This is a genomic window from Mesorhizobium album (assembly GCF_033977205.1).
GTDB classification, from domain to species: domain Bacteria; phylum Pseudomonadota; class Alphaproteobacteria; order Rhizobiales; family Rhizobiaceae; genus Mesorhizobium; species Mesorhizobium album.
Window position 1 is genome coordinate 132662 of record NZ_JAVIIW010000007.1, and the last position, 14612, is coordinate 147273.

Annotated in this window: 10 protein-coding genes; 6 read left to right on the forward strand and 4 right to left on the reverse strand. The window is 65.7% G+C overall.

Annotated features, from left to right (window positions below; genetic code table 11):
- Position 1 precedes the first annotated feature (1 nt).
- The 5 genes from RFN28_RS08465 (at position 2) to RFN28_RS08485 (ending at position 9369) form a co-directional block, all read left to right on the forward strand.
- Entirely contained in the window at positions 2 to 1996 is a 1995-nt protein-coding gene (locus RFN28_RS08465) for a hypothetical protein (protein ID WP_320286918.1), read from the forward strand.
- On the forward strand, positions 1993 to 5727 hold the full coding sequence (locus RFN28_RS08470; RefSeq protein WP_320286919.1) for a DUF7929 domain-containing protein: 3735 nt from the start codon (positions 1993 to 1995) through the stop codon (positions 5725 to 5727). Before RFN28_RS08465 ends, RFN28_RS08470 begins: the two co-directional genes overlap by 4 nt.
- 290 nt (positions 5728 to 6017) lie before the next feature.
- Positions 6018 to 6695 carry a ribulose-phosphate 3-epimerase gene (gene rpe / locus RFN28_RS08475; protein ID WP_320286920.1) on the forward strand — a complete coding sequence of 226 codons (678 nt, stop codon included), beginning with the start codon at positions 6018 to 6020 and terminating at the stop codon, positions 6693 to 6695.
- Between the two features lie 260 nt (positions 6696 to 6955).
- Positions 6956 to 7699, forward strand: a complete 744-nt coding sequence (locus RFN28_RS08480; RefSeq protein WP_320286921.1) for a GntR family transcriptional regulator — start codon at positions 6956 to 6958, stop codon at positions 7697 to 7699.
- 143 nt (positions 7700 to 7842) lie between these two features.
- Positions 7843 to 9369 (forward strand): malonate--CoA ligase, encoded by a 1527-nt coding sequence (locus RFN28_RS08485; protein WP_320286922.1) that lies wholly within the window; start codon positions 7843 to 7845, stop codon positions 9367 to 9369.
- A 269-nt stretch (positions 9370 to 9638) separates the two neighbouring features.
- Here RFN28_RS08485 and nagA read toward each other — a convergent pair whose 3' ends face one another.
- From nagA to RFN28_RS08505, 4 genes are read right to left on the reverse strand one after another with little or no spacing between them, the layout of a single operon-like run.
- Positions 9639 to 10799, reverse strand: a complete 1161-nt coding sequence (gene nagA, locus RFN28_RS08490) for an N-acetylglucosamine-6-phosphate deacetylase (RefSeq protein ID WP_320286923.1) — start codon at positions 10797 to 10799, stop codon at positions 9639 to 9641.
- Entirely contained in the window at positions 10796 to 11827 is a 1032-nt protein-coding gene (locus RFN28_RS08495) for an SIS domain-containing protein (RefSeq protein WP_320286924.1), read from the reverse strand. Before RFN28_RS08495 ends, nagA begins: the two co-directional genes overlap by 4 nt.
- Positions 11824 to 12603 (reverse strand): GntR family transcriptional regulator, encoded by a 780-nt coding sequence (locus RFN28_RS08500; RefSeq protein ID WP_320286925.1) that lies wholly within the window; start codon positions 12601 to 12603, stop codon positions 11824 to 11826. Before RFN28_RS08500 ends, RFN28_RS08495 begins: the two co-directional genes overlap by 4 nt.
- Positions 12600 to 13481 (reverse strand): glucosamine kinase nucleotide-binding domain-containing protein, encoded by an 882-nt coding sequence (locus RFN28_RS08505; RefSeq protein WP_320286926.1) that lies wholly within the window; start codon positions 13479 to 13481, stop codon positions 12600 to 12602. Before RFN28_RS08505 ends, RFN28_RS08500 begins: the two co-directional genes overlap by 4 nt.
- A 200-nt stretch (positions 13482 to 13681) precedes the next feature.
- On the opposite strand from RFN28_RS08505, the gene RFN28_RS08510 reads away from it, so the two are divergent.
- A complete protein-coding gene (locus tag RFN28_RS08510) occupies positions 13682 to 14590 on the forward strand; it encodes an N-acetylmuramic acid 6-phosphate etherase (protein WP_320286927.1) in 909 nt (302 codons plus the stop codon).
- Positions 14591 to 14612 lie beyond the last annotated feature (22 nt).

Consider the following 14612-nt stretch of genomic DNA (forward strand, 5'->3'; position numbering starts at 1 on the left):
AATGTCTCGCGACCGCGGCTCGTTCGTGGCTTCTCGCGCCGGCGGTCTGCGCCGCGCCATAATGACAACCAGTGGAATTCTTGCCCTGGCGCTGTCCGCCGGCGTTTGGCTCGGCGGCGTGGCAAAAGCCCAGGAAACGCACATCATCTATCCCGGGTCGATAGCGGTGACCGGCTTTCCCGGCACTATCATCCCTGATTTCGACTCTTCCGATTCGGGAAAAGGGGGCCTGCCGCCCGGCGTCGACCCGGTCGACGAAACCTTCATCGACACCTCGCAGGCCTCGCTGCGCATTTTCAACGTTTCCCATCTCGGCGGTCAGGCCTCCGGACAGCTTGTCTTCACGCCGCCGCCCTTCGAAGTGACGGCCGGCCAGATCGGCGAGGTGTTCGGCCTCACCTATGACGACGGCATGCGCGACGGGGTGCCGTCGGGCATTCCAAACCTCTATGCGGCGGCGACCTCGCTGCACGGCATCGAGATCGTCACGCCGGACGCCGACAATGACGGACGCCCGGAGCGACAGCGTAAAGGCATCGCCGGCGCTGTCTTCATGGATGGCCAGTTCGGCACCGGGAATGGCGGCGGGCCTGGCACGATCTGGAAGATCGACGGCATCACCGGCGCTGTCTCCAAATTCGCCGACATCGAGACCAACAGCGGACCTGGCATCGGCAACCTTGCCTTCGATGCCGCCCACCGCCAGTTCTTCGCCTCCGATCTCGACACCGGCCTGATCCACCGCATCGACGTTGACGGCCACCTGATCGACACGTTCGACCACGGCGTTGCCGGCCGCCCGGCGCACGGGCTTGCCCCGGTCGCCGATGACGGCGCCGCCATGGACATCCAGGGCGCGGCCTTCGATAGCGAAAATCCTGAGACCTGGGGTTATACGCAGGACGAACGCCGTGTGTGGGCGGTCTCCTACCACGGCGGCCGGCTCTACTATTCCGTCGGCGAGAAGGCCGAAATCTGGTCGGTCGGTATTGCCAGCGACGGAAGCTTTGCCGGCGATCCGCGCTGGGAGCTGACGGTCAAGGCCGACCAGGACTACGCCGTCACCGACATCGCCTTCGACAGCAAGGGCTTCATGTATCTCGCCCAGCGCGGCCCGGTCGAGAACCGCTACGACTACAGCCGCTTCGCCGATTCCGGCAAAGGCGAGGTCATCCGCTACCAGCGCGAGGATCCGGACGATCCGGCGACGGAATCGGCCTGGGTGGAGGTGCCGCAGGAATATGCAATCGGTTTCCCGCAGGGCAATCGCCAGTCGGCAGGCGGCGTCGACCTGCAATACCGCTACGATGCCGAGGGCAATCTCGACACCTCGGTCTGCACCGACACGGTCGTCAACACGGGCGACAAATTGCGCGAAAATCCCGAGCTTGCCGAGCGGCTCGCCGCCGGCGGGCCGCTTGCCGTGCATGGCGTGCAGCTGACGCCGAGCGCGCTGGTCAAGCCGGCAAACGTGCCGCCCTTCGGCTCGTGGTTCGTCGACTTCGACGGCTATTTCGAGGACCCGGACGTGGAAGGCCATGTCGGCGACGTCAGGGTCTGGCGCCCCTGCGAGGGCCGCGCCGGCTATTATGAGGAAATCCTGGGCGGCTTCTTGCCTCCCTTCTATCCGCCGGACTTCCCACCGCCCGGCAATTTGCCTCCCTGCCTCGATGTCGAGGACGTGCAGTATTACTGCACGCCGCGCGGGCTCCAGGCCGATCTCTATCTCCATGACCATGCCGGCTTCGGCGGCGACTCGATCAAGGCTCTGTCCAAAACACCTGGCGTCGGGGTGACCTCACCCATGTCGCACGACCCGGGCAAACCTTACACGATCGACATCACTGGCCATAATCCTGGCGAGACCGTCAATGTCGGGCTCTGCTTCTACCGCAAGTCCGACCAGGACAAGGGCGGCTACTACCCTTGCTGCAAGATGACGCTGCCACTCAGGACGCCGGCCGTCGATTGCGAAGCGCCGAGGAGGGACAGATGAACAATCCCGTCTTTTCCCGCTTCGCTCCGCGAAAAACCGTCATGGAGACGATCATGAAACCCCTGTCATGTGCTAGGCGCGGCGCGCGCTGGCTGATGGCGGCCGGTATCGCGGTCGCCATGATGCCGGCGCTGCCGGCGCTTGCCCAGGACAAGGCTCCGGCCGCGGCCGGTCAGGCCGCCAATCCAGAAGCCAGTCCGCGCGGCATCAACCCTGAGCTCGGGCGGATCGTGCCCTTCTTTACCAAGAAGGGCGGCCAGAGAAGCTGCGACACCGTTGAATACGTCCTGAGCTTCGGCATCCACGGCGACCCGCAGGACTTCGACAGGCCAAGCGTGGCCGCATTGCTGAAAGCGACAAGGCTCGACTTCAAGGACCAGCTGCCGCACGGCTTGCAGATCGTCAGCGTCAATGTCGTCGGCGACGGCACGAGCGCTTCCGGCGGACCGCTGCCTGCTGCTTCGATCAGCACGTCGGCCGCCCCGAACGATACAGCCAGCGTTTCCAATTTCCGGATCAGCGCTTCCAACCTCGATGGCGTCGGCGCTGCGGACGAACGCCTGATCACCTTCCGGATCACGGCCAAGATAGACCATGCCGCCTTTCCCACACCGGCCACGGTCGACAACCAGGGCCTGATGGAAGTGGCCTTCAGAGGTGGCCCGGCAACCACGATCCCCTCGCAGGACCCGGACAAGCCCGAAGACGGCGATTTCCTCACCGGCGTGAAGACCTCGATCAAGATCGATCCGAGCAAGTGCAACCCACCGCCTCCGCCACCCGCCAAGGAATGCTTCAAGGTCGAGCGCGGCACGGTCGACTGCGTGCCCGGCGGCGGCGCCTTCATCTACCACATGCCAGTCGGCCCGGAGATGGGCGGCAAATGGGTGCAGGTGTCGACGACGACGCCCGGCATCACCATCCTTCCCGACACGCAACAGGTGCCTGCCGGCGGCGGCGTGCTGAACTGGAAGATCATCGGCGCTTCGCCCGGCGAGGCCATCCACCTCATCGTCACCGGCATCGACACCTATGCCGGGCCGAAGGAAGGCTGGGGGCTCTGCTGCACGCAGACGATCGACATCGTCATTCCACGTGACGTCCGGTGTCCGCCTGAAAAGCAGCCAGACCTCAAGGTCGAGAAGCGGGCCGACGTGCCGCGCTGCTCGATGGCCGGCGGCTGCGACTTCACCATCACGGTCACCAATGTCGGCGACGCACCCTACAACGGCAAGATCGTACTCGACGAGGTGACGCTGCCGGCGGGCTCGGTGCTGTCCTCAGGACCGAACCCGCCCTGGGTCTGTGCGCCCGGGACGACACCGATGACCTGCACGCACCCGGCGACCACGCTCAATCCCGGCGCCTCCGTCGACCTCAAGCTCGGCTTCAAGCCGGCCGGCGGCTGGCAAGGCGGCGTGCTGCGCAACTGCGCCGCCTATGACTACCAGGCGAGCGGCAAACCGCTGTTCGGCAGCCAGCAGAACGACCGCGGCTGCGCCTCGATTCCGATCTGCCGTCGCGGCGATCGCGACCCGCAGTGCCAGCCTCCGGTCGAGAAGAAAGTCGACCTGATCTTGAAGAAGCGCGCCCGCATGCCGGTCTGCACGCCGGACGGGATCTGCACATTCGTGATCGACATCATCAACAACGGCACGGACACCTATCACGGGCCACTGACGGTGATCGACAGCTATCCCGGCGGCGCGCCGACCTCGTCGACCTTCGGGCCGAGCCCGCCCTGGACTTGCGGCCCAGACGGCCCCGGCCAGTTCCGCTGCGACAATGCCGGCATCTCGCTGCCTCCAGGCGCCTCGACGCCGATCGTCGTGAAGGCCGTCATGCCGGCAAACTACCGGCCGGACAGCGTGGAGAACTGCGCCGAGGTGAAGGCCACTGCCGGCGAGGTCGATGTGGCCAACAACAAGGCCTGCGCGACCGAACGCATCCGCCATCTCAATGGCGGCCAGCCCGGCCTGCGCATCACCAAGGCGTGCGAGAGCTCGCTGGCCGGCGCGGCTTTGGTCTCCTGCCGCATCACCGTCAGCAACGCCGGCACGTCCGCCCCCACCGGCCCGGTGCGGGTCAACGATGCCGCGACGCTGGTGTCGGGCGGCGCGCCGGTGGCCATCCAGACCGTGACGCCCGACGGCGCGGACTGGAGCTGCGGGCCGGTGCCTGCCGACACGCTGTCGTGCCAGATTCCCGGCGCCGCGATGACGCCCGGAACGAGCCGACACTTCGACGTGACGGTGAGCGCCAAGGGCGCGTTTGAGAACTGCGCGCGCGGCTCCTACGGGCCGGCACCGGGAGACGACATCGTCTATCCGATCGGCCAGGCCTGCGCGAAGGGCGGCAGCACTTCCACCATCCGCGTCGAGAAGACCGGCGATGCCGAATGCCGGCCAGGCCAACCCTGCTCGTTCGAGATCACCATCGCCAATGATGGCCCGAACGCCTTCTCCGGTCCGGTTCGCATCGGCGATGCGATCGGCATCGATGGTCTCGGCAGGCTGGAAGGTGTTCAGATCACCGCGATCGAGCCGCCCTTCGGCTGCGCGCCCGAGCCGGCGACGCTGCCGGCATCCTGCATCGCCAATCTGACGCTCAGCGCCGGCGAAAGCCATACGCACCATGTCACCGTGATCCTCCCCGACGATGGGCGGCTTGCCGATCTGCAGGGCACGGTCAGCGGACAGAACTGCGTCGGCGTGCTCTCGCCGAACACGCCGGTGCAAGGCGGCGGCGACGTGCTGTCGCGCCCGACCAATGTTCAGGGCGACCGTGGCAAGGCCTATGCATGCCACCCCTTCACCATCAGGCGTGAGGTGAAGATCCAATGCTCGAACGGCATGGTGCTCAACCCGGCCGGACGCTGCGCCTGCCCGGAAGGCACGACCTTCCGCAACGGCCAGTGCAGTTCCGGCGGCACCAAGCTTCTGCCGCTCCCGGTGCCGCAAGGCTGCGTGCTGCTCAAGGGCCAGATCCGGACCGAGGACGGACGCTGCGTCTGTCCGCGCGGCACCGAACTGGAGAACGGCAGGTGCGTGGAAAGCGGGCAGCCGCAGGAGCCGCAATGCACGCTGCGTCCCGGACAGTACCGCGACCAGAACGGCAATTGCGTGTGCCGGCGCGGCGAGCTGGTGAACGGTGTCTGCCAGGTCATCCCGCCGAAATGCACGATGCGCGGCGCGGTGCCGACATCAAACGGCTGCACCTGCCCGGACGGCACGCATCTCGACCGGGTTGCCAAGGCCTGCGTGCCCGACAGGCAGCCGCCAAGCCAGTGCCGCATTCGCGGCCAGATCCGCAATGCCGACGGCGATTGCGTCTGCCCCAAGGGGACGGAGGTGAAGGGCAAGGCCTGCGCGCCGATCAAGAAGCCCCAGACGTGCTCCATCCGCGGCCAGGTCCTCAACAAGCGCGGCGCTTGTGTGTGTCCGCGCGGGACCGAAGTGATCGACGGCGCATGCCGCAGAGTTGAGGCTGAATGCGCGCCTGGCTCGCAGATGATCGATGGCATTTGCCAGCCGATCATCAGGCGGCGCTGCCCGGCCGGAACGACCGGACGGTATCCGGATTGCTTCCCGGTCCGCAGACAGCCAGGCCTGGAGATCAATCCGAACCTGCTGCTCAACCCGAATATCCTGCAGCAGTTGGTCCCGCAGCGCCAGCCGCGGCGAGTGCTGCAGGAGCCGTCGGGCGCCAACATCCAGAACTTCAAGCCGTAACCCATTCGGCTGAGAACGAAGACCCGCTGGAGCGATCCGGCGGGTCTTTCTTGTCCACCGCTTACCCTTTCCCGCATCTTCCGCTTAGTTGGCCGCATTTCTGCGACGCCAAGTGATTCCACTTGGCTGCAAAATGCTCTAAAGCGCGTCGCATCGAAACGGACTCAGGCGACGCGCTTTACGTCTCTGTTTTGATGCATGTCGTTCTCCCAAAACCGCTGCGCACTTTTGGACGACATGCATTAGGCAGTCCTGACATTCGCGTCTGGAACAAAGGGCAAGGCCGGATCATGAGCAAGAAGACCCTGATCGCGCCATCGGTGCTGGCGTCGGATTTCTCGAAGCTCGGCGACGAGGTCGAGGCGGTCGCGGCCGCCGGGGCCGACTGGATCCATCTCGACGTGATGGACGGTCACTTCGTGCCCAACATCACCTTCGGCCCGCCGGTGATCAAGGCGATCCGCAACCGGACAAAAACCTTCTTCGACTGCCATCTGATGATCGCGCCGGCCGATCCCTATCTGGCGGCCTTTGCCGAGGCCGGCTGCGACGGCATGACGGTGCATGCCGAGGCCGGCCCGCATCTCGACCGTTCGCTGCAGACCATCAAGAGCCTCGGCAAGAAGGCCGGCGTCTCGCTCAACCCGGCAACCCCGGAAACGGCGATCGAATATGTGCTCGACCGGCTGGACCTCGTCCTGATCATGACCGTCAATCCCGGCTTCGGCGGCCAGGCGTTCATTCCGGCAATCGTCGACAAGGTGAGACGGGTGAAGGCACTGATCGGCAATCGTCCGATCCGCATCGAGATAGACGGCGGCATCTCGCCGGAAACGGCGCCGCTGGTGACGGCCGCTGGCGCCGACGTGCTGGTGGCGGGCGCCGCTATCTTCAAGGGCGGCAGCGTCGAAGCCTACCGGGAAAACATCGAGGCGATCCGCTCAGCAGTCGACAAGGCCGCCAATTAAAGACGTCTACAGCTTATTCCTAACAAAGCCGCTGCGCCGCCGAACGCCTGTTCAATATACCGAGTTATGTCAAGCCACCCAACAACGTCAGATTTTTTCGAGCGATTTTTACTTTATTCGATACTGGCTCCCGCCTTGTCTTAAAGTCAAATATCGCTACCCTCCGCTTTTAGACGGCAGTGCCCGGTTGTAGGATACGCGTGCGGAGATTGCTTGGACGAGGGACCCTGGCAAAACAGGGGCAAGCAACAGGTGCTAAATTGACATACGGGAACGCCGGTCCGGGCGAAGGCAAGGGTGCCAAGAGCACGCTGGCCAGCGCTGTTTATCACCAGCTTCGCGAGGACCTGCTGCGTGGGGCTTTGGAAACCGACGGCAAGCTGCGCGTCGAATGGGTCGTTTCGCGCTATGGCGCCGGCGCCTCGCCGGTGCGCGAAGCCCTCAACCGCCTTGCCGCCGAAGGGCTGCTCGGCCGCCACGACCAGCGCGGCTTCTTCCTGATGCCTGTGAGCGCGACGGAGCTCGAAGAGTTGACCCGCACGCGCTGCTGGCTGGAGGAACGCGCATTGCGCGAATCGATTGCCCATCGCACAGCAGAATGGGAAGAACAGCTGGTGCTGGCCCTGCACCGCCTGGCGCGTGCCGAGCGGCGCCAGCCCAACGATCCCGCAATCAATAATCCGGAATGGGAGACGCTGCACCGCGCCTTCCATCGCGCGCTGATTTCGGCATGCCGCTCGCACTGGCTGATCGGCTTTTGCGACCAGCTTTCCGACCAGGCCTCCCGCTACCGGCTGATCTCGCAGCGCGGCCCGGGCCCCGAACGCGACGACCTCGGCGAGCACCGGACGATCGCCGAGCGGACGCTGGACGGCGATGCTGACGGCGCGGTCGAAGCCTTGCTCAGTCATTATCGGCTGACGGCACAGAAATGCATGGCGCGATTCAACCAAGGCTACGATCCTAGAGCCGGTTCGGCCAAGGCCTCGCGCGGCCGCAAATAGCTGCCCTAACTCTTTGTTTTTACGCAATTCCGTACGGAGCGCCGCTACGCACTTTTCCAGGAATTGCTCTGGCCGGCAAATCTGTTATTCGCTCTGGCCAGTCCGGTGAATTTGCCCATCGGCCATGAGGCCAGAGGAAGACGATGACCAATCACCTGTTCGACGCCTTTCGCGCCAGCATGCCGGCGCCTGGCCGCGTGCTGATGGAGACGGATGACGGGCGTTCGATCTCCTATGGCGAGATGCTGGCGCGGTCCGCGCAATTTGCGCACGCGCTTGTCGCAGCGGGCGTGCAGCCTGACGACCGCGTCGCCGTGCAGGTGGAGAAGACCCCGGAAGCTATGCTCCTCTATCTCGCCTGTGTGCGCGCCGGCGCTGTCTTCCTGCCGCTCAACACCGCCTATACGCTGCCCGAGCTCGACTATTTCTTCCGCGACGCGGAGCCACGACTGGTCGTCTGCGATCCGGAAAAGGCAGGCGAAGTCGAACCGCTTGCCGCATCGGCGGGGGCCGCGACGCTGACGCTTGGGCGCGACGGGCGGGGGACGCTTACCAACCGCGCCAACGCGCAGCCGAAGGATTTTGCAGACGCGGCGCGCGGACCCGACAATCTTGCCGCGATCCTCTACACCTCCGGCACGACCGGCCGCTCCAAGGGCGCCATGCTCAGCCACGAGAACCTCGCCTCCAACGCGCGCGTGCTGGTCGAGCACTGGCGCTTCGGCGCCGACGACGTGCTGATCCATGCGCTGCCGATCTTCCACACGCACGGCCTGTTCGTCGCCACCAACGTCATCCTGATGGCGGGGGCCAGGATGCTGTTCGAACAGAAGTTCGACCCGGCCCGTGTCATCTCGCTTTTCCCGCGCGCGACCGCGCTGATGGGCGTGCCGACCTTCTATGTGCGGCTGCTGCAGCAGGAGGGTCTGACCAGGGACGCGGCCAGCCACATGCGGCTCTTCGTCTCCGGCTCGGCGCCGCTGCTTGCCGAGACGCACAATGCTTGGTGCGAGCGCACCGGGCACGCCATCCTCGAACGCTACGGCATGACCGAGACCAACATGAACACCTCCAACCCCTATGACGGCGAGCGGCGCGCCGGCACGGTGGGTTTTCCCTTGCCCGGCGTCTCCTTGCGTATCACCGATCCCGAGACAGGCAAGCCGCAGGCCCAGGGCGAGATCGGCATGATCGAGGTGAAGGGGCCGAACGTCTTTGTCGGCTATTGGCGGATGCCGGAGAAGACCAAGGCCGAGTTCCGGGATGACGGCTTCTTCATCACCGGCGATCTCGGGCTGATCGATGCCGACGGTTATGTCCACATCGCCGGCCGCGGCAAGGACCTGATCATCTCGGGCGGCTACAACGTCTATCCGAAGGAGATCGAGAGCGAGATCGACGCGCTCCCAGGCGTCAGCGAAAGCGCCGTGATCGGCGTCGCCCATCCGGATTTCGGCGAAGGCGTCACCGCGGTCGTGGTGCGCAAGCCTGGATCGGCGATCAGCACCGCCGATATCGCCGGCGCCATTGCCGGGCGGCTGGCGAAATACAAGCATCCGAAGCAGGTTATCTTCGTCGACGAACTGCCGCGCAACACAATGGGCAAGGTGCAGAAGAACGTGCTGCGTGAAGCGTATAGGGATATCTATGCGACGGTTAGAGCCGGCTAATATCTAACCCCTGACCGAATTCGACAGGCCCGCTTGCGGGCAGATCGCAACCTCGGAGACTAGCCGAAATGCCCGTCGCTTCGTCATCCTATGGCGGAGCAAGGAGCGAAGCGACGCGGCGCAGACCATAGGATCCATGCCGTAACTTGGAAGCGTCTCTACGGTGCAGAATTCTGCTCTGCTGCATTCTTCGGCTGAGGTCACGGCCTGGATCCTTCGGTCTTCGCTCCGCTTCGCGTCGCTGCGCCGAGGGATGGCGACCAAGAGGCTCAGGCGGCAAACACCTTCTCACCACCGATCCAGACATTCCTGACATCCAGATCCTCCGACAGGCAGACGATGTCGGCGGCGGTGCCGTTGGCGAAACGGCCGAGGCGGTGCGCCTGGCCGATCGCCTCGGCGGGATAGAGCGAGGCCATGCGAAGGGCTTCATCGAGACCAAGCCCGACCGCGCGATGGACGAAGCGCACGGCCGAAATCATGTCGAGATCGGCGCCGGCCAGCGTGCCGTCGGCAAGCCTGAGACTCCCGTCCTTGCGATAGATGGTGCGGCCGTTGAGCGTGAAGGAGGTCATGTCGGTGCCGATCGTCGCCATGGCGTCGGTGACCAGCAGGATCTTGCCCGGCCCCTTTTTGGCGTTGAGCGCGAGCGTCATCGTGCCGGGATGGACGTGGATGCCATCGGCGATGATACCGGCGTAGAGGCTTGCCGTGTCGATGGCCGCTCCGGCCAGTCCCGGCTCGCGATTGCCGATCTGGCTCATGGCGTTGAAGAGGTGCGTGACGACGGTCGCGCCGGCTTCGGCGAAGGCCGTTGCCGTGGCGTAGTCGGTATCCGAGTGGCCGAGGCTGACGATGACGCCGGCCTTCGCCAGCGCCGCGACGCGGGCCGGCTCGACCGATTCCGGCGCGATCGTGGTGAGCAGCACCGGCAGGTCCCGGCGCGCGGCGATCAGCGCCGCCTGGTCGGCATCCGTCATCGGTCGGATGAGGGCCGGGTCATGCGCACCCTTGCGGGCGACCGACAGATGGGGGCCTTCGAGGTGCAGGCCAAGAAAGCCCGGCGCTTTCTTCCGGGCTGCCTCGGCGCCGGCGGCGATGGCCGCGGCGGTGATCGCCGGCGTGTCGGTGATCAGCGTCGGCAGCAGCGCCGTGGTGCCAAAGGGCGCGTGCGCCCGGCAGATGGTCTCGATCGAGGCGACGTCGGGATGGTCGTTGAGCATGACGCCGCCGCCGCCATTGACCTGGATGTCGACGAAGCCGGGAACCAACAGACCACCACCGGTCTCGACCTGGGACACGCCAGACGGAATGGCGCCGTCGGGCAGAATGGCCTCGACCAGGCCGTCCTTGACGACGAGGGCTGCATCTTGATGCCAGTCGGTGCCGTCGAAGATGCGGGCGCCGGTGAGGGCGAAACGGTCGCTCATACGGTTTCCGTGACCTTGCGCAGGTTGCGCGGCGCGTCCGGATCGAGGCCGCGATGGCGGGCGAAGGCTTCGACGAAGCCGTAGAAAGACACGATCAGCGGCAGCGGGTCGGTCAGCGGATGGCCGGTCGCGACATGCGGGAGCATCGTGGCGCTCTTTGCCTTGTCGGAGGTGATAAAAGCAGCCGCGCCCTTGGCCGCCACGCCATCGGCGGCCTCCGCCACCGAGGGCTCGGAGGCGTCGCGGGCGGCGAGCGCCAGGACCGGGAAGCCCGGCCCGACCAGCGCCAGCGGTCCGTGCATGACCTCGGCGGCGCTATAGGCTTCGGCATGCATGGCGCAGGTCTCCTTGAACTTCAGCGCCGCCTCGCTGGCGATCGCGAAGGACGGACCGCGGCCGAGGATGAACAGCGATTGCGGCGTCTCGAGCGCCGCGGCGAGCGCCATCCAGTCGCAAGCGATCGCCTTCTCGAAATGCTCGGGCAGGCGGGCGAGTGCCGAAAGCAGCGCCTCATCGCCGGTGCTGTGCGCCATAAGTGCCAGGGCGGCGACGGCCGAATTGACGAAGGTCTTGGTGGCAGCGACGCTTCGCTCCGGCCCGGCGAGAATGTCGATGGCATAGTCCGAGGCACGCGCCAGCGGCGAGTCGGCGGTGTTGGTGATGGCGACGGTGAGCGCGCCGCCGGCCCTTGCGGTTTCAGCCATCGTGACGATGTCGGGGCTCTTGCCGGACTGCGAGATCGCGAGGCAGGCAGAGCCGCGCAGCCTCAGCTTCGCGCCATAGATGGAAGCGATCGACGGACCGACGGAGGCGACCGCTAGCCCGGCGGTCAGTTCCACGGCATATTTCATGAAGGTGGCGGCGTGGTCCGACGAGCCGCGCGCCACGGTGACGACGAAATTCGGATCGCGCTCACGAAGGCCGCGACCGGCCTCGGCGAACACCTTGGCCGAGCCATCGAGCAGGCGGGCGGTGGCTTGCGGGATCTCATCGATCTCGCGCCGCATATGGGTGGCGGTTGCGCTCATGGCCGGATCTCCTCTCCCGGCCCGGTCAGCCGGAGTTCCGCGACGAAGTCATAGGCGTCGCCTCGATAGATCGAGCGGGTGAACTCGATCACCTTGCCGCTCGCCAGGTAGGAAATACGTTCGATGTGCAGGCCGGCAACCCCCGGCGCCACTTCCAGCAGGCGTGCGTCGGCGTCGCCGAGATTGGCGGCCGAGATGCGCTGCACCGCGCGCACCGGGCGGTTGCCGGTCAATTCCAGCGCCGCGTAGAGCGAGGAGCCGATCGCCTCCGGGTCGGGAAGGACGCTGGCCGACAGCGCGGCGCGCTCGATCGCCAACGGCGTGTCGTTGGCGATGCGCAGGCGCGCCACGCGCGCCACCAGCTCGTTCGCCGACAGGCCGAGCACCATCATCTCGTCCGGCGAGGGCGCATAGAGGCCGCGATCGAGCCAGGCCGAGCGCACGACCATGCCGCGCCGCGCCATGTCCTCGGTGAAGGAGGTGAGCCTCGACAGCGACTGTTCGACGCGCTCCATGCGCGGCGCGACGAAGGTGCCGGAGCCGTGGCGCTGGACAAGGATGCCGCCCTTGACCAGATCCTGCACCGCCTTGCGCACAGTGACGCGCGAGATGTCGGCCTTGCTGGCGATGTCGCGCTCGGACGGCAGCGCGTCGCCCGGGCCGATCAGGCCGCGATTGACCGCCTCCTCGATGCTTTTTCTCAGTTGCAAATAGAGCGGCGCGCCGCTTTGCGAGGATTCCTTCAGCATGGCGAAGATCTGGTCGGCGGCGCTCATCGGCCACCTCGCGATTTGCCGGCGAAGATGCGCACCGCCATCTGCACCGCGCCGCCAAGCGCGTCGTCAAGCGGGGCTTTCAGCAGCGTCTGATAGCGTGCGGACAGGCGCGGCGCGTAGAGCGGCGCCAGGCCGCCAAGCAGGCAGAGCGGAGCATCGTCGGCGAGATCGAGCGCGCCGAGCGAGGCCTCGACATCGGCAACCGCCTTGTCGAGGATCCAGTTGGCGACGGGATCACCCTTTTCGGCATGCTCGAACACCTTGGGCGCGAAACCGCCGAAGTCGCCTGGCTTGGCGTTGGTGGTGAACTCGACCACGTCCTCGGGATTGTTGCGGAAGACGGCAAGCATCGCGTCCGTCAGCGGCGAGCCTGGGCGGATGCCGTCATAAGCGAGCAGCGTCTGCTCGAGCAGGTCGCGGCCGATGCGGGCGCCGCTGCCCTGGTCGCCGACCTGGAAGCCCCAGCCGCCGATGGCGCGCGACTTGCCCTTTTTACGCGCCATATAGGCGGTGCCGGTGCCTAGGATGGCCATCGCGCCATCGCCAGAGCCGACCGCGCCTTCCAGCGCGATCTCGGCATCGGTCTCGACACGGCTTTTGCTAAAGGGCAGGATTGCTTCCAGCTGCTGCCTGTAGGTGCCGACATTGGCGCCGGCAAGGCCGAGGATGGCAGGGGTCTCGGGGATCAGCTCCGGATCCTGGCCGGCGGCAATGAAAGCCTGCCTGGCCGCCTCGACGATGTTGGCGCGCGCGCCGGTGAGGTCGGTGCGGATATTGGCCGCACCGCTTTTGGCACGGCCGACGACAGCGCCGTCGACGGTCGCAAGGGCCGCCCTGCAGCTGGTGCCGCCGCCATCGATGCCAAGCACGAAATTCACGCGATTTCTCCTCGGGCATGATAATACCAATAAAATACCAATAGCCAAGCGTTAATTTCGGTTCAAAAAAGATTAAGGCGTATTTGATTGAAAAAACACGGAAATTTACCGGCAAGCCAATTTCAGAGCGCGAAATCCGTTAATGGATGTGGACAAGTGGTATTTTTTTGGTATTGTTCTCCTCAGTTGGAGGAAAGCGGATGGCCGAGACGCGCACGGAAGCGCTTCATCAGAACGCCGAGGGACTGGATGTCCAGACCCCGGACGCCATCCTGACGTTCCTGGCCAACGCCCAGATCGAGGCCGCAAAGGCCGTGCACGGCGCCATTCCGGCGATCGCCGGGGCCGCCGAAATCATCGCAAGACAATTGAAGGGCGGCGGCAGGCTCGCCTACGCGGCGGCCGGCAGTTCCGGCCTGATGGCCGTTGCCGATGCGCTTGAGCTTCCCGGCACATTCGGCATCGCGCGCGACCGCATCGCCATCCTGATCGCCGGCGGCGACGAGGCGTTCCATACGCTTGCCGGCGGACCGGAAGACGATACGGAGGAAGCCGCGGCAGCGGTGGCAAAGGCCAATATTGGCAAGGGCGATTGCCTGATCGCTATTTCGGCTAGCGGCTCAACGCCCTATGCCGTCCAGGCCATCGGCGATGCGCGACGCCGGGGCGCGGCAACGATCGCGATTGCCAACAACAAGGGCGCGCCGCTGTTCAGCGAGGCGGATGTCGCCATCCTGCTCGAGACGCCGCCGGAGCTGATTGCCGGCTCGACGCGCATGGGCGCCGGCACGGCGCAGAAGATCGCGCTCAACATGCTGTCGACGCTGACCGCCATCCATCTCGGCCATGTGCATGACGGCTACATGGTCAACCTCACCGCCGACAACATCAAGCTGCGCGACCGCGCTATCCGCATGGTCGCCGCCATCAGCGGGCGCAGCCGGGAAGATGCGGCGCGCCTGCTCGAAGAGAGCGGTGGCGTGGTCAAGACTGCCATTCTGCTCGCCGCAGGCGCTGCCAACGCCGATGCGGCCGAGAAGATACTGGAAGGAGCCGGCCAGAAGCTCAGGCCGGCGCTTTCAGCGATCGAGGGGAGCAAGGGGCGCTAGGCCTCTGTTCTCAGAACCGAAC

Bases quoted from the DNA above. Each gene is read 5' to 3' on its own strand.
- RFN28_RS08485 (WP_320286922.1), top strand. From the start codon at position 7,843: ATGACCAATCACCTGTTCGACGCCTTTCGCGCCAGCATGCCGGCGCCT.
- RFN28_RS08470 (WP_320286919.1), top strand. From the start codon at position 1,993: ATGAACAATCCCGTCTTTTCCCGCTTCGCTCCGCGAAAAACCGTCATG.
- RFN28_RS08465 (WP_320286918.1), top strand. From the start codon at position 2: ATGTCTCGCGACCGCGGCTCGTTCGTGGCTTCTCGCGCCGGCGGTCTG.
- RFN28_RS08495 (WP_320286924.1), bottom strand. From the start codon at position 11,827: ATGAGCGCAACCGCCACCCATATGCGGCGCGAGATCGATGAGATCCCG.
- RFN28_RS08500 (WP_320286925.1), bottom strand. From the start codon at position 12,603: ATGAGCGCCGCCGACCAGATCTTCGCCATGCTGAAGGAATCCTCGCAA.
- nagA (WP_320286923.1), bottom strand. From the start codon at position 10,799: ATGAGCGACCGTTTCGCCCTCACCGGCGCCCGCATCTTCGACGGCACC.
- RFN28_RS08510 (WP_320286927.1), top strand. From the start codon at position 13,682: ATGGCCGAGACGCGCACGGAAGCGCTTCATCAGAACGCCGAGGGACTG.
- rpe (WP_320286920.1), top strand. From the start codon at position 6,018: ATGAGCAAGAAGACCCTGATCGCGCCATCGGTGCTGGCGTCGGATTTC.